Source organism: Streptomyces sp. NPDC023527, from assembly GCF_055560115.1.
Genome location: NZ_JBVHJJ010000001.1, coordinates 217,369 through 240,277, shown reverse-complemented (window position 1 = coordinate 240,277; position 22,909 = coordinate 217,369). Strand labels below are relative to the sequence as shown.

At 71.5% G+C, this 22,909-nt stretch carries 17 protein-coding genes; 4 read left to right on the top strand and 13 right to left on the bottom strand.

Annotated features, from left to right (window positions below; genetic code table 11):
- Positions 1–52 precede the first annotated feature (52 nt).
- On the top strand, positions 53–1,861 hold the full coding sequence (locus ACZ303_RS01080) for a bifunctional metallophosphatase/5'-nucleotidase (RefSeq protein ID WP_467333732.1): 1,809 nt from the start codon (positions 53–55) through the stop codon (positions 1,859–1,861).
- Here ACZ303_RS01080 and ACZ303_RS01075 read toward each other — a convergent pair.
- Positions 1,817–3,271, bottom strand: a complete 1,455-nt coding sequence (locus tag ACZ303_RS01075; RefSeq protein WP_467333730.1) for a lysine N(6)-hydroxylase/L-ornithine N(5)-oxygenase family protein — start codon at positions 3,269–3,271, stop codon at positions 1,817–1,819. The two genes, ACZ303_RS01080 and ACZ303_RS01075, sit on opposite strands and share 45 nt — an antisense overlap.
- Positions 3,268–4,650 (bottom strand): pyridoxal phosphate-dependent decarboxylase family protein, encoded by a 1,383-nt coding sequence (locus ACZ303_RS01070; protein WP_467333728.1) that lies wholly within the window; start codon positions 4,648–4,650, stop codon positions 3,268–3,270. The genes ACZ303_RS01075 and ACZ303_RS01070 overlap by 4 nt, the downstream gene beginning before the upstream one ends.
- Positions 4,651–4,918: 268 nt before the next feature.
- On the opposite strand from ACZ303_RS01070, the gene atpF reads away from it, so the two are divergent.
- Complete coding sequence (gene atpF / locus ACZ303_RS01065) at positions 4,919–5,473, top strand: F0F1 ATP synthase subunit B (RefSeq protein WP_467333726.1); 555 nt, start codon at positions 4,919–4,921, stop codon at positions 5,471–5,473.
- Between the two features lie 87 nt (positions 5,474–5,560).
- Here atpF and pepN read toward each other — a convergent pair whose 3' ends face one another.
- The 4 genes from pepN to ACZ303_RS01045 form a co-directional block, all read right to left on the bottom strand.
- Positions 5,561–8,275, bottom strand: coding sequence for an aminopeptidase N (pepN, locus tag ACZ303_RS01060; protein WP_467333724.1), 2,715 nt, complete (start codon positions 8,273–8,275; stop codon positions 5,561–5,563).
- A gap of 870 nt (positions 8,276–9,145) precedes the next feature.
- The gene (locus tag ACZ303_RS01055; protein ID WP_467333722.1) at positions 9,146–9,451 is read right to left on the bottom strand and encodes a chorismate mutase; all 306 of its coding nucleotides are present in this window, start codon (positions 9,449–9,451) and stop codon (positions 9,146–9,148) included.
- A gap of 11 nt (positions 9,452–9,462) precedes the next feature.
- The gene (locus ACZ303_RS01050) at positions 9,463–10,344 is read right to left on the bottom strand and encodes a helix-turn-helix domain-containing protein (protein ID WP_467333720.1); all 882 of its coding nucleotides are present in this window, start codon (positions 10,342–10,344) and stop codon (positions 9,463–9,465) included.
- Positions 10,345–10,443: 99 nt separating this feature from the next.
- The gene (locus tag ACZ303_RS01045; RefSeq protein ID WP_467333718.1) at positions 10,444–13,548 is read right to left on the bottom strand and encodes an endo-alpha-N-acetylgalactosaminidase family protein; all 3,105 of its coding nucleotides are present in this window, start codon (positions 13,546–13,548) and stop codon (positions 10,444–10,446) included.
- A 228-nt stretch (positions 13,549–13,776) separates the two neighbouring features.
- On the opposite strand from ACZ303_RS01045, the gene ACZ303_RS01040 reads away from it, so the two are divergent.
- On the top strand, positions 13,777–14,163 hold the full coding sequence (locus ACZ303_RS01040) for a VOC family protein (RefSeq protein WP_467333716.1): 387 nt from the start codon (positions 13,777–13,779) through the stop codon (positions 14,161–14,163).
- Between the two features lie 19 nt (positions 14,164–14,182).
- Here ACZ303_RS01040 and ACZ303_RS01035 read toward each other — a convergent pair whose 3' ends face one another.
- The 5 genes from ACZ303_RS01035 to ACZ303_RS01015 form a co-directional block, all read right to left on the bottom strand.
- Positions 14,183–14,884, bottom strand: coding sequence for an MBL fold metallo-hydrolase (locus ACZ303_RS01035; RefSeq protein WP_467333714.1), 702 nt, complete (start codon positions 14,882–14,884; stop codon positions 14,183–14,185).
- Between the two features lie 103 nt (positions 14,885–14,987).
- Positions 14,988–16,142 (bottom strand): sensor histidine kinase, encoded by a 1,155-nt coding sequence (locus tag ACZ303_RS01030; RefSeq protein ID WP_467333712.1) that lies wholly within the window; start codon positions 16,140–16,142, stop codon positions 14,988–14,990.
- Between the two features lie 5 nt (positions 16,143–16,147).
- Positions 16,148–16,828, bottom strand: a complete 681-nt coding sequence (locus ACZ303_RS01025; RefSeq protein WP_467333710.1) for a response regulator — start codon at positions 16,826–16,828, stop codon at positions 16,148–16,150.
- A 166-nt stretch (positions 16,829–16,994) separates the two neighbouring features.
- Complete coding sequence (locus ACZ303_RS01020; protein WP_467333708.1) at positions 16,995–17,696, bottom strand: hypothetical protein; 702 nt, start codon at positions 17,694–17,696, stop codon at positions 16,995–16,997.
- A 297-nt stretch (positions 17,697–17,993) separates the two neighbouring features.
- Positions 17,994–18,794, bottom strand: a complete 801-nt coding sequence (locus ACZ303_RS01015) for a S1 family peptidase (protein WP_467333706.1) — start codon at positions 18,792–18,794, stop codon at positions 17,994–17,996.
- A 251-nt stretch (positions 18,795–19,045) separates the two neighbouring features.
- Between ACZ303_RS01015 and ACZ303_RS01010 the strand changes: the two genes are divergently transcribed.
- Entirely contained in the window at positions 19,046–19,927 is an 882-nt protein-coding gene (locus tag ACZ303_RS01010; protein ID WP_467333704.1) for a hypothetical protein, read from the top strand.
- Between the two features lie 28 nt (positions 19,928–19,955).
- Here the strand turns inward: ACZ303_RS01010 and ACZ303_RS01005 are convergent, their stop codons facing one another.
- Positions 19,956–20,999, bottom strand: coding sequence for a glycoside hydrolase family 113 (locus ACZ303_RS01005; protein WP_467333702.1), 1,044 nt, complete (start codon positions 20,997–20,999; stop codon positions 19,956–19,958).
- Positions 20,999–22,771 (bottom strand): DUF2334 domain-containing protein, encoded by a 1,773-nt coding sequence (locus ACZ303_RS01000; RefSeq protein ID WP_467333700.1) that lies wholly within the window; start codon positions 22,769–22,771, stop codon positions 20,999–21,001. The genes ACZ303_RS01005 and ACZ303_RS01000 overlap by 1 nt, the downstream gene beginning before the upstream one ends.
- Positions 22,772–22,909: the final 138 nt, after the last annotated feature.

Below are 22,909 nucleotides of genomic sequence, written 5' to 3'. Positions count from 1 at the left end.
AGAATCTACGCGCGTTGTATGTGACGCGATATGACCGAGTGGGGAGATTGAAGTGGCGCTGGACCGGCGGGATTTTCTGGGGCGTACCGCGGCGACGGGTGCGGGTGTGGCTTTGGTGGGGGCGGGGGGTGTCGGGTCGGCCGAGGCGGCTGAGGCGGGGCCGGTGCGGGGTGACCGGAAGGCTCGCTACGCGTTCACGGTGATGGGCACGACGGATCTGCACGGGAATGTCTTCAACTGGGACTATTTCACCGATGCGGAGTTCGACGACAAGGCTCACAACGATGTGGGGCTGGCGAAGATCTCGACGCTGGTGAATGAGGTGCGGGCGGAGAAGGGGCGCCGGAATACGCTGCTGATCGATGCCGGTGACACGATTCAGGGTACGCAGCTGTCGTATTACTACGCCAAGGTGGATCCGATCACGCGGAAGCATGGTCCGGTGCATCCGATGGCGCAGGCGATGAACGCGATCGGTTATGACGCGGCGGCGCTGGGCAATCATGAGTTCAATTATGGTATTCCGGTGCTGCGGAAGTTCGAGGAGCAGTGTGATTTTCCGCTGCTGGGGGCGAATGCGCTGGATGCGAAGACTCTGCGGCCGGCGTTCGCTCCGTATGTGATGAAGCGGGTGCGTACGCCGCATGGTCGTGATGTGAAGGTGGCGATTCTGGGGTTGACGAATCCGGGGATCGCGATCTGGGACAAGGCGAATGTGCAGGGGAAGATGACGTTCCCGGGGCTGGAGGAGCAGGCGGCGAAGTGGGTGCCGCGTCTTCGGTCGATGGGGGCGGATGTGGTGATCGTGTCGGCGCATTCGGGTTCGAGTGGTACGTCGTCGTACGGGGATCAGTTGCCGTATGTGGAGAATGCGGCGGCGTTGGTGGCCGAGCAGGTGCCGGGTATCGATGCGATTCTGGTGGGTCATGCGCATACGGAGATTCCGGAGTATCGGGTGGCCAATAAGAAGACGGGTAAGGAGGTTGTGCTCTCGGAGCCGTTGAAGTGGGGGCAGCGGTTGACGCTGTTCGACTTCGGTCTGGTGTGGGAGCGGGGTTGTTGGCGGGTGGAGTCGGTGTCGGCGAAGGTGTTGAACTCCAATACGGCTGCCGAGGATCGGCGGATCACGGGTCTGTTGCGTGATGAGCACGAGAAGGTGGTGGCGTATGTGAATCAGGTGATCGGTACGTCGTCGGCGGCGATGGGTGCGGCGGAGGCTCCGTACAAGGACACGCCGATCATCGATTTCATCAATCATGTGCAGGCGGAGACGGTGCGGGCGGCGCTGGCGGGTACGGCGTACGCGTCGTTGCCGGTTTTGTCGCAGGCGTCGTGTTTCTCGCGTACGGCGGCGGTGCGGGCGGGGAAGGTGACGATTCGCGAGGTGGCGGGTCTGTATCCGTTCGAGAACACGCTGGAGGCCCGGGTGTTGACGGGTGCGCAGTTGCGGGAGTATTTGGAGTTCTCGGCGCGGTATTACGTGCGGACGGCTGCGGGTGATCCGGTGGATCCGGCGCGTCTGACGAATGCGGAGAGTATTCCGGATTACAACTATGATGCGGTCAGCGGCCTCTCGTACGAGATCGACATCGCGAAGGCGCCGGGGGCGCGGATCGGGAAGTTGTCGTTCGACGGGAAGCCGCTGGATGACGCGGCGCAGTTTGTGTTGGCGGTGAATAATTACCGGGCGAGTGGTGGGGGTAATTTCCCGCATGTCGCGCGGGCGAAGCAGGTGTGGGCCAATTCGGAGGAGATCCGTAATACGTTGATCGCGTGGGTGAAGGCCCAGGGGTCTATTGATGTGGGCCGTTTTGCGTCAGTGGACTGGAAGTTGACGCGGGACGGTGTGCCGGTCTTCTGAGTGGTGGTTGGTGTGGGGCCGTGGCTGTGGTCGCGGCTCCAGGCCGAAGGTGGTGAAGGCGGTCCGCTCCGGGAGGGGGTAGGCCGTTTTTTTTGTGAGTGCGTTGAGGATGACGGCGCTGCGCCAGGCGGCGAGGCCGAGGTCGGGGGTGCCGATGCCGTGGGTGTGGCGTTCGGCGTTCTGGACGTGGATGGCGCCGGTGACGAGGGGGTCGAGGACGAGGCGGTGGTGTTCGTCGATGCGGGGGCGGTCGCTGTGGTCGCGGCGGATGTAGGGGTCGAGGGCGGCGAGGAGGGTGTCGGTGCGGCGTTCGCGGTAGCCGGTGGCGAGGACGACGGCGTCGGTGGTGATGCGGGAGCGGGTGCCTTGTTGGGCGTGTTCGAGGTGGAGTTCGACGCGGGTGGTGCCGACGCGGCCGGCGGTGCGGACGAAGACGCCGGGGGTGAGGACGGTGTCGGGCCAGCCGCCGTGGAGGCTGCGGCGGTAGAGCTCGTCGTGGATGTCGGCGAGGGTGCCGGCGTCGATGCCGCGGTGGAGTTGCCATTGTTGTGGCAGGAGTTGGTTGCGGACGGATTCGGGGAGGGTGTGGAAGTAGCGGGTGTAGTCGGGGGTGAATTGTTCGAGGCCGAGTTTGCTGTATTCCATGGGGGCGAATGCGGGGGTGCGGGCGAGCCAGTGGAGTTTTTCGCGGCCGGCGGGGCGGTTGCGGAGGAGGTCGAGGAAGACTTCGGCGCCGGATTGGCCGGCGCCGATGACGGTGATGTGTTCGGCGGCGAGGAGGGTGTCGCGGTGGTCGAGGTAGTCGGCGGAGTGGATGACGGGGACGGTGGGGGCTTCGGCGAGGGGGCGGAGGGGTTCGGGGATGTGGGGGGTGGTGCCGACGCCGAGGACGAGGTTGCGGGCGTAGGCGCGGCCGAGGGCTTCGGCTTCGCCGTCGGTGTCGAGTTGGGTGTAGTCGATTTCGAAGAGGTTGCGTTCGGGGTTCCAGCGGAGGGCGTCGATCTGGTGGTTGAAGTGGAGGTGGGGGAGGTTTTGGCTGACCCAGCGGCAGTAGGCGTCGTATTCGGCGCGTTGGATGTGTGAGCGCTCGGCGAAGTAGAAGGGGTAGAGGCGTTCGCGGGTTTTGAGGTAGTTGAGGAAGGTCCAGGGGTTGGTGGGGTCGGCGAGGGTGACGAGGTCGGCGAGGAAGGGGACTTGGAGGGTGGTGCCGTCGATGAGGAGGCCGGGGTGCCAGCGGAAGGTGGGGGTCTGGTCGTAGAAGGCGGTGTGGAGGTCGGGGAGGCCGTGGGCGAGGGCGGCGAGGGAGAGGTTGAAGGGGCCGATGCCGATGCCGGCGAGGTCGAGGGGGTGGTCGGGGGTGGCGCGGGGGGTGTTCTTGGGGTTCTGGGGTGGTTTGTTGTTGTTGGTCATTGAGGGGTGTGGCCTTCCACGAGGGTGAGGAGGGTGCGGAGGTCTTCGGTGGTGGTGTGGGGGTTGAGGAGGGTTGCTTTGAGCCAGAGGCCGTCGGGGGTGGTGGTGCGGCCGAGGGTGGCGTGGCCGTTGTGGAGGAGTTGGCGGCGGATGTCGGCGGTGGTGTGGTCGTCGGTGTGGGTGGGGCGGAAGAGGACGGTGCTGAGGGTGGGGCGGGTGTAGAGGTCGAAGCGGGGGTGGTCGTCGATGAGGTCGGCGAGTTGGTGGGCGGTGGCGCAGACGCGTTCGACGAGGGCGCCGAGTCCTTGGCGGCCGAGGGCGCGGAGGGTGACGGCGATCTTGAGGATGTCGGGGCGGCGGGTGGTGCGCAGGGAGCGGTTCAGGAGGTCGGGGAGGCCGGCTTCGGTGTCGTCGGGGGCGTTGAGGTAGTCGGCGTGGGTGGCGAGGGGGTGGAGGTCGGCGGTGTCGGGGACGGCGAGGAGGCCGGCGGCGATCGGTTGCCAGCCGAGTTTGTGGAGGTCGAGGGCGATGGTGTGGGCGCGGTCGAGGCCGTCGAGGGCGGGGCGGAGGGTGTCGCTGAAGAGGAGTGGTCCGCCGTAGGCGGCGTCGATGTGGAGGGGGGTGTGGTGGGTGGTGCAGAGGTCGGCGATGTCGGTGAGGGGGTCGATCTGGCCGGTGTGGGTGGTGCCTGCGGTGGCGATGACGAGGGTGGGGGCGTTGTGCAGTGCGGTGAGGGCGGTTTTGAGGTCGGTGGGGTTGATGACGCCGGTGGGGGTGGGGAGGGTGTGGGGTCTGGGGAGGCCGAGGAGCCAGGCGGCTCGGTGGATGCTGTGGTGGGCGTTGGCTCCGCAGATGATGTGGAGGGGCCAGGGGGCGGCTTCGCGGGCGAGGAGCAGGGCGAGTTGGTTGGACTCGGTGGCGCCGGTGGTGACGAGGGCGTCGGGTGTGGGGCGGTGGGGGTAGGCGAGGGCGGCGAGGGCCTGGGTGGTGAGGGCTTCGAGGGCGGAGGCGGCGGGCGCCTGGTCCCAGGAGTCGAGGGAGGCGTTGAGGGCGCCGGCGGCGAGGTCGGCTGCGGTGGCGACGGCGAGCGGTGGGCAGTGCAGGTGGGCCGCGCAGTGGGGGTGGGCGGGGTCGGCGGATCCTTCGGCGAGGGCTTGGACGAGGGTGCGGAGGGCGTCGTGTGCTCCGGTGCCGGTTTCGGGGAGTACGGGGGTGGCGGCGGCTCGTAGGCGTGCGGTGACGGCGTCGGGGCCGCCGGCGGGGAGTGGGCCGGCGCGGGTGGTGGCGCCTTGGGCGAGGGCTTGGAGGGTGGTGTCGAGGAGGGGGCGGAGCGCGTGGGGGCCGTGGGGGCCGCCGGCGAGGGGTGCGATGTCGGACACAGACATGATGGTGACCCTTTTGAGCTAATTTGCTGGGATACCGGGAGGGGGTCGCGGAGTCGTCGGGAGGGACTGTGAACCCGTCGATGCGGGTGCGGCAGGGCGTTGGCAGGCGTCAATTGCATCAAGTTACCGGCGCGGCACGTTCGGTGACGGTGCTCCGGATGGGTTTCGCCCGATGGGGGGACCGCCCTGCGGCGGGGCCGGCTGGAGTCTGCTAATGGGGTGCGGGGCGGACCCGGGGCGGCGCGTCGACTAATCTGCACCCATGGCCATGAACTTTCTCGCTATCGACGTAGGGCCGCTCAAGCCCGAGCCCGCGCCGCTCGTCCTTGGGTTCGTCCTCTTCTTCATCCTTTTCGCCGTCATGGCGAAGGTGCTGCTGCCCCGGATCAGCAAGGTCCTCGTCGAGCGCGAGAAGGCCACCGAGGGCCGTTTCGACGAGGCGGACGCGACGCGCGCGGAGGCCGAGCGCGTCCACGCCGAGTACCAGCAGCTGCTGGCGGAGGCCCGCCACGAGGCGGCGCGGCTGCGTCAGGAGTCGGTCGAGCAGGGTACGGCGATCATCGCCGAGCTGCGGGCCGAGGGTCAGCGCCAGCGCGAGGAGATCATCGCCGCGGGTCACGCCGTGATCGACGCGGAGCGCGCGGTCGCCGAGGCCGAGCTGCGTGAGCAGGTCGGCGTGCTGGCCACGGAGCTGGCCGGCCGGATCGTCGGCGAGCCGGTCACGGACTTCGCCCGGGAGAGCGGCGTCGTGGACCGTTTCCTGGAGGAGCTGCGGACGGCGGAGCCGTCGGACGCGGTGAGCGACAAGCGCGACTGATACGCGGCCCGCGCGTCGCGGGCTCGTACGGCGAGGCTCCCGGAACCCTGGACAGGGTTCCGGGAGCCTCGCCGTTTGTGCAGGGCGTTATGCCCGCGCGGCCGTGATCCGCAGGGCGCGGCGGAGGTCGTCGAGCTGGTCGACGAGCTTGCGGCGCAGGGCCGGGGTGGGGTCGGCGGTGCGCAGGCACTCCTCGCCCAGGGCGAGGGTGCGCTCCTCGATCAGGGGGTGGGGGAAGCCGCGGGTGCCGGCGAGGGCGGCGAGGGCGGGGCCGCGGCGGGCGGCGAGGGCGACGGCGGCGGGGTGGTAGCGGTCGCGGTAGGGGCGGAGGAGGTCGAGCTGGTCGGCCTGCCAGAAGCCGTCGGCGGTGGCGGCGAAGAGGTAGTTGGAGAGCTCGTCGCCGGTGTACATGGCCTCCCAGGCGGCTGCCTTGGCGGCGGGGTCGGGGAGGGCGGCGTGGCAGCGGGCGGCGCCTTCCCGCCCGGTGGCGCTGGGGTCGCGGGCGAGTTCGGCGTCGATCTCCCGCGGGGTGGTGGCGCCGAGGACAGCGAGGCGGGTGAGGGCGCGCCAGCGCAGTTCGGGGTCGAGGGCGGGGCCGCCGGGGACGGTGTCGTCGTGGAGCCAGGTGTGGAGGGTGTCGGGGGTGGTGCAGCTGTCGATGAGGGTGCGGACGGCGGTCAGGCGCAGGCCCTGGGTGTCGGTGTGGTCGCCTTGTGGGGTCTCGGTGCGGTGCAGGAGGTCGTGGCAGAGGTCGGTGAGGGTGGCGAGGGCGATGGGGCGGGCGGTGGGGGTGGTGTAGCGGTCGGTGATGTGGTGGCGGGCGAAGGCGAGGACGCCGGCGGTGACGGCGGTGTCGGTCTCGTACGGGAGGTGGGCGCGGGCGGCGTCGAGGTGGGCGGCGGGGGCGAGCTCGCCGTCGCGGACCATGTCGCGGGCGGCGTTCCAGAGGACGGCACGGCTGAGGGGGTCGGGGAGGGCGGAGAGGGAGCGCAGGGCGGTGTCCCAGGAGTGCGGGTCGAGGCGGACCTTGGCGTAGGTGAGGTCGCCGTCGTTGAGGAGGAGCAGGGCGGGGCGGGGGCCGGGGAGTTCGATGCTGTGGGTGCCGCCGCCGGCGGGGAGGTCGATGGCGACGCGGTCGCGGGGTACGAGCTCGGCGCGGTCGGTGCCGTCGGTGGGGTGGTCGGTCGGCGGGTGGTCGGCCTGCGGGTGGTCGGCCTGCGGGTGGTCGGCCTGCGGGTGGTCGGCCTGCGGGTGGTCGGTCTGCGGGTGGTCGGTCTGCGGGTGGTCGTAGAGGCCGATGGCGAGGTGGTGGGGGCGGGTGCCGTCGTGGTGGAGGTCGAGCCGCCAGGCCCCCGCGGTGGGCTGGGGGGTGTCGGCGGTGGGGTGGCCGGGGGGCGGCGGGACCGGTTGGTGGTCGCGGGCTCCGGCGTCGTCGGCCGTGACGTGGGGGGTGATCGTGTCGACTCCGCTGGTGCGCAGCCAGCTCTGCGCCCAGGTGTGGACGTCGCGGCTGGAGGCGCGGGCGAGGGAGTCGATGAAGTCGGCGAGGGTGGCGTTGCCGAAGCGGTGGCGGGTGAAGTGGTCGTTGATGCCGGCGAGGAAGTCCTTCTCGCCGAGCCAGGCGACGAGTTGGCGGAGGGCGGAGGCGCCCTTGGCGTAGGAGATGCCGTCGAAGTTGAGGAGGGCGGAGGCGGTGTCGTGGACGGCTTCGGGGGCGGGGGCGACGGGGTGGGTGGAGGGGCGCTGGTCGGCGTCGTAGCCCCAGCTCTTGCGGGCGCAGGCGAAGTCGGTCCAGGCGCCGTCGAAGCGGGTGGACTCGGCGAGGACCTGGTAGCCCATGTACTCGGCGAACGACTCGTTGAGCCAGATGTCGTCCCACCAGCGGAGGGTGACGAGGTCGCCGAACCACATGTGGGCCATCTCGTGCGCGATCGTCACGCCGCGGGTCTGGCGTTCGGTGTCGGTGACGGCCGAGCGGAAGATGTATTCGTCGCGGAAGGTGACGAGTCCGGGGTTCTCCATGGCGCCGGCGTTGAACTCCGGGACGAATGCCTGGTCGTAGGAGTCGAAGGGGTAGGGCTCGTCGAAGATCTCGTGGTAGCGGTCGAAGCAGCGGCGGGTGATGTCGAGGATTTCCTCGGCGTCGGCGTCGAGGTGGGGGGCGAGGGAGCGGCGGCAGTGCAGGGCGAAGGGCAGGCCGGCGTGTTCGGTGTGCACGGAGTGCCAGGGGCCTGCGGCGAAGGCGACGAAATAGGTGCTGAGGGGCTTGGTGGTGGCCAGCCGCCAGCGCCCTTCGGCGGGCGGGCCGACGCGGGTGGCGGTGGCGTTGCCGAGGACGGTCCAGGCGGGGGGTGCGGTGACGGTGGCGTCGAAGACGGCCTTGAGGTCGGGCTGGTCGAAGGCGGCGAAGACGCGCTGGACGTCTTCGAGGAAGGCCTGGGTGTAGAGGTAGGTCTCGCCGTCGGCGGGGTCGGTGAAGCGGTGCATGCCCTCGCCGGTGCGGGAGTAGCGCATGTCGGCTTCGACGCGCAGTTCGTGGGCGCCGGGGGCGAGGCCGGGCAGGGGGAGCCGGTTGTCGTCGAGGGTGGCGGGGTCGAGGGGTCTGCCGTCGAGGGTGACGGTGCGGAGGGTGGCCGGCCGGAGTTCGACGAAGGTGTCGCCCGGGTGGCGGGCGGTGAAGCGGATGACGGTGGTGGATCCGAAGATCTCGTCACCACGGGTGAGGTCGAGGTCGACCTCGTACCGGTGGACGTCGAGGAGGCGGGCACGGGTCTGCGCTTCGTCGCGCGTCAGTACGGGCATGGGCTCATGCTGCCGTATCGCTGGGCGCTGGCCTTTGGGGGTTTGGGGGTTGGGGGTGGGCCGTCTCGCCGTCGCGGCGGGGGTGGGTGCGGCCTTTGGCGCGTCTCGCTGTCGCGGCGGGGGCGGGCCGGTCGAGGCCCGGGCCGGTCGGCCGCCTCGGCGGGCCGCCGTGCGGGGCTCGCCGTGGCGGCGGGGGGGCTGGCGGACGCGGCCGCCGGGCGTACGGGCCGGGGCGGCCGACCGCCCACCTGGCGGGGGTCTCCATGCCGCCGGACCCCCACGGCCGGAGTCGCTCGCCGTCGCGGCGGGAAGAGGTGGCGGCCCCAACCGCCGGAGGCAAACACCGGACAGGCCCAGGATGCCCCACGCCTCACAGCGGGCAGGCTTCCATGCCGCCGGACCCTCACGATGGGGCAGCTCGCCCTCGCGGCGGGAAGAACTGGCGGCCGCAGCCGCCGGGGGCAAACACCGGACAGGCCCAGGATGCCCCACGCCTCACAGCAGGCAGGCTTCCATGCCGCCGGACCCTCACGATGGGGCAGCTCGCCCTCGCGGCGGGAAGAACTGGCGGCCGCAGCCGCCGGAGGCAAACACCGGACAGGCTCGGGACGTGCCGACGCAGGCGCCCCCAGCCAGCAGGCTCCCACGCCGCCGGACCCCCACGGTCGGAGTCGCTCGCCGTCGCGGCGGGAAGGGGTGGCGGGCGGCGTCGGGCAGCACGCAGAGGTGCCGCCGGCTCGTCGCGTCGGATCCGGCAGCCGCCGGATCGGACGGGCCGACGAGTCGGTCGTCGGTGGTGTCGGCCGGTCGGGAGAGGCCGTCCCCGTACCGCGCCCGGCCCGCCCCGGGCCGCCCTGCGGCCCTCCCCTCTTACGCCCGGGCGATCGTCTCGTGGTGGCGGATTACCTCCGCGATGATGAAGTTGAGGAACTTCTCCGCGAACGCCGGGTCGAGTTTCGCGTTTTCGGCGAGTTCTCGGAGGCGGGTGATCTGGCGGGCCTCGCGGGCGGGGTCGGCCGGGGGGAGTTTGTGGGCGGCCTTGAGGTGGCCGACTTGTTGGGTGCATTTGAAACGCTCGGCGAGCATGTGGATCACCGCGGCGTCGATGTTGTCGATGCTGTCGCGCAGCCGGCTCAGTTCGGCCGTCACGGACTCGTCGTTGGCACTGTCGCTCATGGTCACCGAGCCTATGCGGACGGGCGGGGTCCGATGACCGGCGGGTGGTCCGGATCGGGGACGCGGTCGCTCCAGCCGCCGGGTACGGCGCGGCCCTGGCCTTCGCGGAAGCGGACGGGGGCGGTGCCGACGCGGCGGGTGAAGAGGCGGCTGAAGTAGGCGGGGTCGGTGTAGCCGACGCGGCGGGCGACGGCGGAGACGGGCAGTTCGGTGGCGGCGAGGAGTTCCTTGGCGCGGCCGAGGCGGATGCCGAGGAGGTAGTCCTTGGGGCTGCACCCGGCGCCGCGGCGGACGGCGGTGCGCAGTTCGGTGGGGGTCATGCCGTGGCGGGCGGCGTGCTGGGCGACGGACAGCGGCAGGAAGGCGTCGCGGGCGAGGGCCTGGAGGACGGGGTCGCCGGGGTCGAGGCGGGCGCGGCGCAGGGCGATGAGGAGTTCGTGGACGGCGGCGGAGGTCTCGATTTCGAGGAGGGGGTTGCCGCGGCGGGCGGCGCGGGCGATGCGGTGGACGGCGGCGCGGGCGGCGGTGGTGTCGGTGAGGGGTACGAGGGGCCGATGGGGTTGTATGCAGCCGAGTTCGGTGTAGGCGGCGACCGCGGGGCCGGTGAAGTCGACGAAGCTCTCGTCCCAGCCGTGGCCGGGTGCGGCGCCGTAGTGGTGGGGGGTGCCGGGGGTGAGCCAGAGGAGTGCGGGGGCGGTGACGGTGTGGGTGCGGCCGTCGGGTGTGCGGAGCCAGCCGGTGCCCGCGCTGATGACGACGGCGACGTGGTGGTCGAGGGTGCGGGGGCCGACGGCGGGGAGGGCGCCGTGCTGGAGGCCGACGCCGAGGCAGACGAGGCCGAGCCGGTGGTGGACCGGTGCGGGGGTGAAGTACCGCATCCAGGTCTGGTACATGCCCCGGCCTCCCGCCCTGTCGGCTTCGTCCAGGACGGATCTTCCTCGATGGTCCTCTCCCCCGCCAGAGGGCGGCGTTCCCCCTAGCGTGGCGGGGGGCTAGTCGTCGAGCCGGTGGACGGTGAAGGCGTCGAGGACGAATTCGGCGGTGCCGCTGTCGCCGGTCTTGCGCAGTCCGACCCATGCCTCGCCGGCCGGTGGTGCGGTGAATTCGTAGGTGTGGGTGGTGGGCGTGGTGGCGGCGGGGAGTGGGGTGCTGCGCAGTTCCCGGGTGCCGGGTTCGTCGACGGCGGTGATCCAGGCGTACTGGCCGGCGGTTTCGTTCTCGTAGCGGAAGGTGACGCGGTAGCGGTGTCCGGGGGTGAAGCGGGCGGTGTGCGGGACGGTGCGGTAGACGATTCCCCGGTTCTCGCCGCGTGATTTCAGGGACTGGGTGCCGTCGATGACGTCGTCGACGGCTTTGCCGTTCCAGCCGCGCTGGGTGTAGGGGGCGTGGCGTTGGGCGATGTGTGTACGGGGGTCGGTGGCGCCGCCGGCGTCGCCCTTGACGAAGGGTCCCCATCCTTGGGGGACGTGCTCGAAGTTTTCGAAGAGGAGGGCGCCGTCGAGTGTGGCGCGCCGTCCGGGGACGACGCGCAGGGCGTCGAACCGTATCCGTGCGCTGCCCGCGGCGGCCGTCAGGGTGAGGGTGACCGGGCCGCCGCCGGCGGGCACGGTGAACCAGGTGAACATGCGCTGGAAGCGGGTGCCGTGTTTGCGGTCGGCGGCGACGTGGTTGACGGCGGTGGAGGTGTCCGTCCAGTTCGTGGCGGTGATTCCGTCGGCGGTGCGGACCTCCAGGGCGGCCCGGCGCCGCTCCCCCGCGGTGGCGCCGACCTCGACCTGGACGGATGCGGCGTAGGTGCCGGGGCGCAGGCGGGTCAGGCGCTGGCCGACGGTGGCCGCTGCGCCGGGGCCGATGACGAGTTCGTGGTCGCCGAGGTCGCTGAGGGCGACGGTGGCGGGGCCGGTGACCTGTCGGCCGTCGAGGGTGCCGGAGTGGAAGCCGGGGTCGTGCAGGGGTGTGCCTTCGCCCCAGGAGGGGTCCGGGCGGTCGGTTTCGGGTGCGCGGGTGAGGACGTAGGGCTGTCCGGCGGTGGCCTCGATGGTGACGCGGCCGCGCCGTACGGGCAGTTCGCGGGTGTCGGTGCGGCCTTGGTCGGTGAGGCGGTGCAGGGCGACGGTGCGGCGCGTGGACCAGCCGCGGGGCAGGGTCCAGGTGGTGCGGCCGCCGGTGGGGTTGTAGTGGTAGAGCTTGGCTGGGTCGGTGGCGTGGCGGGGTTCCCAGGGCAGGAGGTAGGTGCCGGCGTCGTAGACGGTGCGGCCGTCGGTGGTGATGCGGCGGGTGCCGTCGGTGTCGGAGACGGTGGTCCTGGTGGGGCCGGCGAAGGTGATGCGGTGTTCTTCCCAGGTGTGGATGGGGAAGGCTTGCAGGTATTTGGCCGGGAGGTTGTCGGTCCACAGCTGGCGATAAAAAGGGGCCCAGTCGGTCTTGCCCTGCCAGCCTTCGAAGGTGCCGAGCCTGGCGTGGCCGAGGAGGGGCCATTTGTCGGCGAAGACGTCCTTCTGGTGGTGGCGGATGAAGCGGATGAGTCGGGAGTTGATGCCGCGGGAGGTGTCGGGCCCGTAGTCGGTCTCGGTCGCCCAGTGTGCCCAGAGGCTGGAGCGTTCGAGGCCGTGTCCCCATTCGGTGGTGATCTGCCAGCCCTGTTCGCGCAGGATGCGCTGGAGCCGGTCGGAGTTCCAGCCGGATTCGCGGAAGACGTCGATGTAGAGGGTGTTCAGGGCGGGGTCGGTCTCGTCGCGCAGTCGCTGGAAGCGGCGGGCGATGTCGCCGGAGACGAGGTCGCGGCGGGCGTCGATGCGGTAGGACTGGTCGAGCCAGTCCCATTGCGGGTTGTTCCGGTCGACGAGGGTGTCGGAGAAGGCGTGGGCGACGGGGTAGGACTCGGTGGTGTTGACGTGGACCGCGAAGTCGCTGTTCCAGCGCTTTCCGGCGCGCAGGAGCGTGTTGAGGTCGGCGAGTCCGCCGGCGCGGGTGTTGTAGTTGCCGCCGTAGTCGGGGTGGGCGGAGTCGTGGCCTTCGGACTGGTAGCCCTTGAGGAGGGTGAATTGCCGTAGTCCGTCGGTGGCCAGGGCGATGCGCTTGACGGTGTCGAGGGTGGCCAGGAACGGATTGGTGGCCTGGCTGGCGAAGTTGAACGGGATGTGGGGGACGACCCTCAGGTGCTGTTCGTCGGCGCCGAGCGGGTTGGTCATGATGTCGCGGAGGGCGATGGCGGCGTCCTGCCAGTCCGCGTCGCCGTCGCCGTTGCGGTCGCGGGTGACGATGACGGTGGCGTACGGCAGGGGTTCGGTGTCGTGCGTGGGTGCGGTGGCGGCGCGGTGGGTCCAGGGGCCGCAGGTGAGCTGGGCCTTGGTGTAGCCGGTGCGGCGGAGGGTCTGGCGCCGCAGGCGGCCGTTCTCCCATGCGCTGTGGGCGTCGGGCCGGTCGTGGATGCTGTTGGTCTCGACGGCGGCGGCGAGGAGTCCGGTGCTGACGACGGCGTAGGCGCAGCCGGTGGGGGTGGTGTCGGCGGGGGTGTCCGGGGTGGGGCGTACGAGCGTGTCGCCGCTCTTGGCCTTGTCGAGCTGGATGCGGGCGGCGAGGAGGGCGGCGCCCGGCTGGGTGCTGCGGACGCTGAGCAGGGCGAGGTGGGGGATGTCCAGGGTGCCGATGCGCAGGGCGGGGGTGTCGGTGATGCGGGTGACGCGCCAGTGCAGGAGCCATCCGTCGACGCGGATCTCCACGTCGACGCGGGTGCCGCCGGGGAGGGTGAGGGTGTACGAGGCGTGGTCGGTGGCGGTGGAGGTGGTGACGGTGGGGGTGTGTTCGGTGCCGTCGACGAGGAGCGTCGTGACGGGGTCCTCCTGGGCGTGGAGTACGGCGCCGGTGGTGCGGTCGGTGTAGGAGAGGACTCGGGGGAAGGTGGTGTCGACGCGTACGTCGAGTGCGGTGGAGCGGAGCACGGCTTCGGTGGTGGCGGCGTGGGCGGGGCCGGTGGCGGCGTGGGCGGTGTCGGTGGCGGTGAGTGCGGTGGAGAGGCCGGCGAGGGCGGCGGTGGCGACGACGGTGCGCCGGCTGGGCCGGGTCGACGGCGGGGTGCCGGGGAGGTGTTCGGTCATCTGCTCGCGCTCCTCACGCCAGTGGTCACGGCGTCACTGTGGGGCGCGGGGGGCTGGGGTGCCCATGGACAAAGGGTGGGAGGGTGTTGGACTCTCGGCGGGCGCGGTGCGGCTGGGGCGGCGGGTTTTCGACGCGCTTGTCGAACGGACCGCGGTGGCGCTCCCCCGTAGTGATTGCCCGGGCGGTGGCTTCGCGGTTCTCTGACGTGGGCCCGGCATGATCGGCGTGTGATCGCCAAACTGCAGTGCACCGTCATCGACTGCCCGGACCCGGCCGCGCTGGCGGCCTTCTACGGCGCCGTTCTCGGCTGGCGGGTCGACGCCGACGGCGGCGACCCGTCCTGGGTGTATCTGAGCGGGCCGGACGGTGGTCCGCGGCTCGCCTTCCAGAAGGCGGCGGACCACCGCCCGCCGCGCTGGCCCGACCCGGCCCACCCGCAACAGTCGCACCTGGACTTCGACGTCGACTCGCTCGCGGACATGGAGCGGGCGCAGCGCGAGGTGCTCGCGCTGGGTGCGACGTTCCTGCACGACAGCGGGGGCGAGGAGAAGGGTTTCCGGGTGTACGCGGATCCCGCGGGGCATCCGTTCTGTCTCTGTTACGGGCAGGGCTGACCCGGGTTGCGGCGGTGGCTCACCCCAGCTCGGCCGCCGCGGCGCGCAGGGCGGCCCCGGCGCCGCTGAGCAGTGGTTCGCCGTGGCCGAAACAGGCCGTTTCGATGTCGAGGGCGGCCTGTCGGTGGAAGGAGGCGATGGCTTGTCGCCGGTCGGTGTTGAAGACGCCGAGCATGACGTGGGGGACGTTGGCGATGGTGTCGCCGGTGAAGAGGACGCCGGAGTCGGGCAGGTGCAGGGCGATGCTTCCGGCGGTGTGGCCGGGCACGTGGACGATGTGTGCCCGCTCGCCCCAGTCGAGGGTGTCGCCGTCGGCGAGCGTGCGGTCGACGGGGCAGGGCGGGGCGGGCGGGGTGTCGCGGAGCTGGTCCTGCACGGCTGTGAAGATCGGGACTTCCCAGTCCAGGAGGGCGGGCGGCGGCTCGGGAACGCTGCCGCGGATGACGTCGGCGTCGGCCGCTCCGGCCAGGACGCGGGCTCCCGTGGCCGCGGCGAGGTGGGCGGCGGAGCCGGTGTGGTCGAGGTGGGAGTGGGTGAGGACGATCTCGCGGAGGTCGTCGGGGGCGGCGCCGAGGCCGCGCAGGGCGTCGAGGATGTGCGGGCCGTGTCCGGGCAGCCCGGTGTCGACGAGCGCCCAGCCGTCCGGCAGTCGTACCGCGTACGCCTGGCCGACGGGGAAGCGGAACATCCATATGCTGTCGGTGACTTGGGTGATCTCCATGCCGTCCCACATTAAGGATCACGAAGTGCTGCGCCGAGGCTTTGCGCCCTCGGCGGATTGAGCCCCGGGCGAAACGGCTCCGGAGGTTCTGAAGGGCGATCCGTCACGTGTGGTGAGCCGGCATCCGGTCGACGGGAAAGAGCGCGGTGACCTCCCAGCCGCCCTCCGGTGCCGGTCCGGCGCGCAGCAGGCCGCCCATGGCCTTGGCGCGTTCGCTGAGGCCGACGAGGCCGAAGCCGCCGCCGCGGGCCTGGTCGGAGAGGGTGGCGGCGTTCTTGCCGTCGTCGGCGATGCGCAGTTCGACGCCGGCGGGTACGCCCCGTACGCCGACGCGTACGGCGGTGGCGTCGGCGGCGTGCTTGCGGATGTTGGTGAGGGCTTCGCGGACGACGCGGTGGACGCCGGCGGCGACCTCGGCGGGGATCCAGTTCTCCATGCCGTGTTCGATGTAGAGGACGACGGGTGGTCCGGTGCGGGCGAAGGATTCGGTCAGGTCGCGGACTTCGGGGAGGCCGGCGACGGGTTCGGTCTCGGCGTCGCCTTCGCGCAGGACGCCGACGAGGCGGCGCATGGCGTTGAGGGATTCGCTCGCGGCGAGCTCGATGCGTTCGAAGGCGTTCGCGGCGGCGGGTCCGTCCAGGGCGGTGAAGCGGGCGGCCTGGGCCTGGACGACGATCCCGGTGACGTGGTGGGCGATGAGGTCGTGCAGCTCGCGGGCGAGTTCGAGGCGTTCGGCGGTGCGTACGGCCGCCATGTCGCGTACGCGCTGTCCGGACTGGCCGCGCAGGAGCAGTGAGTAGGCGGTGACGACGACGGTGAGGGTGCCGAAGACGGCGGTGAAGCGGCCGGGGTCGAGGTCGCGCATGGGCGCGGCGAGGCAGGCGACGCCGAGCAGGGGGGCGAGGGTGGCGGCGACGCGGGTGGGGGCGCGCTGGACGACGGAGGTCAGCAGGAAGAGGAGGGCGATGTCCTCGCCCATGCCCCAGACGACGTCGGGGTGGTCGCCGGCCATGAGGGCGGCGGAGGTGGACAGGGAGACGGCGGCGGCGACGCCCGCGCGTACGGCGAGGGGGATCCAGCTGTAGGGGACGGCGCAGAGGCAGACGGCGACGCCGGAGGCGAGGACGAGGGCGTGCGGGCGGCTGGGCCGGTGGGCGAGGGCGTGGCTCTCGAAGGCGACGAGGCACAGCAGGGTGAGGGCGAGGACGGCCTTCGCGGCCACGGCCCACCGGGGGTGCCGGGCGGCCCACCCGGCCACTCTGTTCACGGTCCGCCCGTGGCCAGTCCGCTCTCCCAGGCCCAGGCGGCGATCTCGACGCGGTTGCGGGCGTCGAGCTTCATCTGCACGTTGGCCAGGTGGGTCTTGACCGTGGACAGGGAGACGAACAGTTCGGCGGCGATCTCGGCGTTCGTCGCGCCGCGCGCCAGGCAGCGTACGACGTCGGCCTCGCGGTCGGTGAGCGGCTCGGCGGGGGCGCGGGCGGGGCCGCCCGAGGTGCCGGCGGGGGCCATGTCGCGGAGCAGCCGGACGGTGATGGCGGGTGAGATGAGGGAGTCGCCGACGGCGGCGGCGTGGACGGCCTCGACGAGCATGGCGGGGCTGGCGTCCTTGAGGAGGAAGCCGGAGGCGCCGTTGCGGAGTGCGGTGTGCACGTATTCGTCGAGGTCGAAGGTGGTGACGATGACGATGCGCGGGCGCTGGCCGCGTCCGGGGTCGGCGGCGGAGAGGTCGGAGAGGCGGCGGGTGACCTCCAGGCCGTCGAGCTTGGGCATGCGGATGTCGAGGAGCAGCACGTCGGGCCGGTGTTCCTCGACGGCCGCGAGGGCGGCCTCGCCGTCGACGACGTCGGCGACGACCTCGATGTCGGGCTGGCTCTCCAGGATCATCCGGAAGCCGGTGCGGACCATCTCCTGGTCGTCCGCGATGACCACGGTGATCGCCATGCTGTGCCTCGCCCTGTCCTCGCTGCTGGGGGAAACCTGCTGGGGAACCTGCTGGGGGGAAATCGGCTGTGGGAGAGCTGGGTGCGTGCGGGCCCTGCGGGGTCCGGGCGCCGGGGGCGCGTCCCTCCATGTCACCGGGGGTGACCGGGCGCCGCAACCGCAGCGATCAGGTGGTGTCGCGCCCCGAGCGGCGCAGCGCGAAGCGGATGCCGTAGGCGCTGCCGCCGGCGGCGAGGAGGGCGGCTCCGGCGAGCGCGGGGGTGGCGACGTCGTGCCGGCCCTTGATGGCCTCGCCCGCCTGGACGACCCGCTTGACGGGGTTGCTGGAGGCGGGGTGGGTCTTGTGGCGCCGGTCGTGTTCGGCGGGGGCGGCCGGGGTGCCGGGGTGTTGCTCGGCGGGGGCGGTCCGGTGGGCCGCGGCCTTCTTGACGGCCGGCCGGTGGTCGTCGCGCGCGGCGGCGGGGCTGTTGGGGTTATGCCGTGGGGTGCCGGAGGTGAAGTCGTAGTAGGTGGTGGTCGCGGCGCCCTTGGTGCCGTCAAGGGTGGCGCGCAGGGTGGGGCGGGTGGTGTCGCCGCCGATGATGCGCAGGTGGAGGCGGTCGAGGTCGGCGGCGGGGCGGGCGCTGTCGAGGGTGCGCCGCGTGGTGCCGTGGCCGGTGACCGTGGCGCTCGTACGGCCGTCGCCGGAGGTCAGGCGGGCCTGGCTGCCGTCGGGGAGCCGGACCTGCTGGACGGTGGCGGCCGGGCGGGCGGGGCGGGGGTCGCGGTGTCCGGCGTCCGCGGCGAGTGCGTCGGCCGTCGGCCATATCACCGCGCCGGCTGCGGCGGTGAGGACGGTGGCGGCGACGATGCGGTGCTTGGCGGACACGGGGGTCCCTTTCCTGCGTGCGGTGCGGACCGCGGCCGGTGCTCCGGCCGCGTCCTTTCACGTTACGGAGGTTTATGGGCTCCACACCTCGACTGTCCGACCATTCTCGTCTCGGCCGAAAGGATGACAGGGGCCCGCCCGCGTCATACCGGAGTCGCGCGGGCGGGCCGTGGAAGGCCGTACCGGACGCCGCCGGGCCGCTGGTCCGTCCGGGTCGGGTGACCACCGGAAGGGGCCGGTGGCGGGGCGGCTCGGAGGGGGTGCGGCGTCAGTGGGGGCGTGGGTACGGGCCGTGGGTCAGCCGCCCAGGCTCGCGGCCGCGCTCTTGATGTCGGTGGCGAAGGTGCTGACCTCGGTGTAGACGCCGGGGTAGCCGGCTCGTGCGCAGCCGGTGCCCCAGCTGGTGATGCCGACCTGGATCCAGGCGCCGGCGTCGTCCTTGCGGAACATCGGGCCGCCGGAGTCGCCCTGGCAGGTGTCGACGCCGCCCTCTTGGAGCTTGCCGGCGCATATCTCCTCGCCGGGGGTGAGGCTGCCGCCGTACGCCTGTCCGCAGGCGGTGTCGTCGACGAAGGGGACGTCGGCCTTGCGCAGGTAGCGCTCCTGGGGGCCGCCTTCGCGGGCGGCGCCCCAGCCGGCGACGGTGAAGGTGCCGCTGTTGTACGCGGTGGTGTCGGCGATCTTGAGGTTGGGCAGGTCGATGGGTTTGGCGAGCTTGATCAGCGCCCAGTCCTTGCCGGTGCCGTTGTAGCCGGGTGCCTGGAGGACGCGGGTGGACTTGACCTTGATCGCCTGGCCGGCGTTGAGGTCGACGACGCCGGCGGTGGCGGTGATGGAGGTGTTGGCTCCGCTGCCGTCGACGCAGTGGGCGGCGGTCAGGACGATCTGCTTGGTGTAGAGGGCGCCGCCGCAGCCCATGGACAGCCGCACCATCCATGGGAACTCGCCCTGCTGGGCGCGGACGCCGCCGACGACTCCGGGGCTGGGGCGGGCTCCCGGGTCGTTCGCCTGGGCGGTGCCGGGCTGGAGGCTGAAGGCGGCGAGCGCGACGGCGCCGACGGCCAGGGTTCTCCTGAGCGCCTTGAGGTAGTTGCGCAAGGTGCTTCCTTCCGTGGGAGGTTGGCGCACTCGTCAGGCTCATGACAATCATTCCGGTCCGATATCCGGAATTCGGCCGTCGGAGCGCGGTGCGATTATGAGGACCGGGTGAAAGGTGCGACAAGCTGTGCTTTCGGCCAGTCGCCGAGCGCCTCACCGGGGGCCCGCGCCCGGCCCGTGCGCCCTGCCCGCCGGCCATGGGCCACCCGTACAGTGGGGGCAGGGGCAGGACGGACAGAGGGGGTGGCCGCGTGGGCTCGGCCGAGAGCGACATCGAGATCGCGCACGGTTTCCCGCACCTGGAGACCGTCCGCACCGCGATCACCGCGCTGTACAAACGGCTCTCCTATGACACGGTGCACTCCTTCGAGGCGAGCGTGCTGCCGGTCGACGCGGCCTTCTCCGACGACGAGGACCCGTATCTGGGCGTGCAGCGCGTGGCGGGGGCCATGGTGCGGCACCTGCGGCTGCCGGACGCGCGGATGATCGTCAGCTTCCGGGAGATGCGGCACGCCGGGAGCGTCGAGCTCGCGGCGGGCCCGGAGTACTTCATCGAGCTCAACTCCCGCTTCAAGACCCACCGCAGGGACATCGGCGCCGCCCTCGCCCATGAGGTGATGCACGTCTATCTGCACCGCCTCGACCTCGAATTCCCCGGCACGCGGGACAACGAGATCCTCACCGACACCGCGGCCGCCTACCTCGGATCGGGGTGGCTGCTGCTGGACGCCTACCGCGAGTCCTCGGTCTCGACGCAGAAGCTCGGCTATCTCACGCCGGAGGAGTTCGGCTACGTCCTCGCCAAGCGGGCGCTGGCCTTCGGGGAGGACCCCTCCCCCTGGTTCACCAGCCCGCAGGCGTACGAGGCGTACGCCAAGGGCCTGGCGCGGGCGCACGCCGACGAGCGGCGGGCGCCGCTGGCCGCGGCGGGGCGGCTGGGCCGGCACCGCTACGCACGCGACCGGCGGGCGGCGCAGAGCTCACCGGCCGGGGGGTACGCCTTCGAGGGCCAGGGCCCGATGCGGGTCAGCTTTCCCTGCCCGACGTGCCACCAGCGGCTGCGGGTGCCCGTCCAGGGGCCGTTGCGGGCGCGGTGCGGGCTGTGCCGGACGGTGCTGGAGTGCGACACCTGAGGCGGTCGCTACGACACCTGGGCCGCCGCTAGGGCGCCCACCACTCGCGCAGCACCTTCTCCGCCGGTTTGCCGTGAGGTGTGTAGGCCAGCCGCTTCGCGGTCTCGCCGCTGTCGGGCCAGTCGTCCCACATCCACCAGCACACGCCCGCCCACCACGACTTGCCGTCGAGCGCGGTGAGCAACGCCTCGTAGGCCGCGGCCTGTTCGGCGTCGCCGCCGGACTTGCTGATGGTCCAGGAGTACGGGGCGGTGGTGGTGCCGCGCTGGCTGACGTAGCCCGCCTCGGTGAAGAGGATCTTGCGGTGGTGGCGGGCGGAGAAGGCGGCCAGTTCCTCGGTGATGGGCCGCCATGCCCGGCGCAGTCGCGCGGAGTCGGTGGTGGCGCTGTCGGCGAGCGGCCAGTAGGCGTCGATGCCGATGACGTCGAGGTTTCCCCAGAAGGGGATCTTCTGGTACTCGTCGTAGTTGGCGGCGTAGGTCAGCGGGCCCCGGTAGCTCTCGCGGACGGCGGCGATGACCTGGCGCCAGTGGGCGCCGTCCTGTGAGGTGCCGGCCAGTTCGGTGCCGACGGAGAGCTGTTCGGCTTTGGTGTCGGTGGCGAGGCGGGCGTAGTGGGTGATGAGGCGTTGGTACGCGCCGAACCAGGCGTCCGGGTCGGCGGGGCGGATCTCGGCCCGGTCGCCGCCCTTCACCAGGTCGACGTGGGGCTTGACCATGACCTTGAGGTCCGCGTCGTGGGCGAGGCCGATGGCGTGGCGCAGGCTGTCGTCGGCGGCCGTCTCGCCGGTGGTGCGCATGGCGGAATCGGTGACGCGGTCCTGGTACCAGGTGGGGGTGAAGGTGACCCAGCGGGCGCCGGTGGCGGCGATCTGCTTCAGATACGTCGCCGCTTGCGGGCTGCTGTAGTCGTCGGTGTTCCACGACGGCAGCGTGATGCCGCGCATCGCGCTCACCTCCCTGCGGTCGGGCGGCTCGGTGTCCTGCTCGCCGGAGCCGCCGGAGGAGCAGGCCGCGAGGAAGAGGGCGGCTGTGGCGGTGAGCGCGGCGGCCGCCCTCCTCATCGCGTTCATCAGCCGAGGTCCGCGGGGCCGACGAAGGTGTACCCGAGGGCTCGGATGCCCTCGATCGTCTGCTGGAGCGGTGCCACCGGGTAGGTGGGGTGGTAGAAGAAGCTCGCCACGCCGTCGCGTACGGCCAGGTTGGCCTTGGCGGAGGAGACGAGGTCGGCGGGGAGCCGGGCCGGGTGGTTGTTGTACGGCTCGGGCTCGTAGTTGCCGATGTTCTCGGGCAGCACCTTGGTGCCGTAGACGTCCTTCACGGCGTACGGGAAGAACTGACCGATGTAGCGGCTGGGGTCCGCGGTGGTTCCGCTGAGCGTGCCGGCGAAATACAACGATCTCTCCAGTCGGGCGGAGAAGTTCTGGCCGAAGACACGGTAGTCGGTGGCGGACGCCGCGTAGTGCGGAGTCGTCCAGAGCGTGGGCTTGGGCAGGCCGGCCGCGGCGAAGCCGGCGAGGCCCGCGGTGACGCGGCTCTGGGCCCAGGCGGTGGAGTCCTCGGCGGGCGGGCCGTCGTAGACGACGTTGTTCGCGCTGTCGACGTGCGCCCTGAAGAACTCGAAGTCGTCGCCGGTGACGCCGCTGTAGGGGTTGTCGACGTTGCTGTACTGGTGGGTGTAGCCGTGGTTCATCAGGACGGCGCCGTGGGCGAGCATGTACTTCAGCTCGGTGACGACGGCCGGGGCCTGGGCCAGCGTGACGGTCCTGGCGACACCACCGTTGTAGGTGCCCTTGGGGTCGGTGTGGACCGGGATGACGTTGATCCCGTACGGGACGCGCTGGGAGTAGAGGTAGTCGGCCATGGCCCGCAGCTCGGCGGGGTCGGCGTCGGGGCTGATGTCCTCCAGGCGTACGAACGCCCGGTGCCGTTCGGCGGTCGAGGGCGCGAGGGCGTCGAAGAGGAGGTCCTCGAAGACGATGACGCGGTCGCTCTCGGAGACGTAGCTGAACGGGATCTCACCGAGATAGGTGAGGTTGGACGAGCGGATCGCCCATGGGGTGGTGGCGCCGGTGGTGCCGTCCTTGGCCTGGGCGAGCTGGGTGACCTGCGGGTATCCGGGGCCGGTGAGGAGGGCGGGGTGCAGGACGCCGCCGTCCTGGCCGGCGGGGATCTTCCGGGTCAGCTGCCGGGTCTTGTACGTGACCTGGTCGAGGTTCCCGACGCCGCCATCGGTGCTGTAGTACGAGTTGGTGGGGTCCCAGCCGTATTTCTGGCCGAAGCGGGTGACGCCGACGGCGTTGGCCATGTTCCAGATGTTGTCGCCGATCCAGACGACGGGGTGGCTGGTGGCCAGCGCGTCCTGGTAGAAGGCGGCGGGAACGGCGTCGGGGAGGGTGCCCCCGTAGTAGGTCGAGCCGAGGTAGACCGTGGCGGTGTACTGCTCGACGAGGCCCGCGGTGTACGCGGAGACGGGCTTGGCGGTGACGGTGCCGAAGTGGCCCGCGAGGTTCGCCGTCGCCATGGCGTAGAGCTCGCCCAGGTGCCCGTAGGGGCCCGCGGTGTCGTAGAGGACGAGGGCCGAGGTGCCGGCGGCCGGGGCGGCGAGCGATGTCCCGGCGACGGTGGTCTTCGGCTGGGGCGCCGGCTGGACGACGAGGGATCCCGCGCGGCGCAGGGTGTCCAGCGCCAGCCGGGACTTGGCCCAGGACCCGAGGTCCTTCACGGTCTTCGGTGAGAGCGACGTCGGGTTGACGGCGTCCCTGCTGCCCGGCCCGGATATCGGGCTTCTGGCGGCCTGCGCCGAGGAGAGGAGGACACCACCCAACAGGGTGACGATGAGCATGACAATGGCGGAGAGCCGGGAAATCCGGGGTCTCCTTCGCAGCTTTCGCACGTCTTTTCCCCCTGGGATTTTCTCCATGCCGCCACCCCCGCAGATTCGAGGGCCCGACAGTTGGCAGATTCTTCTTGCGCTCAACAA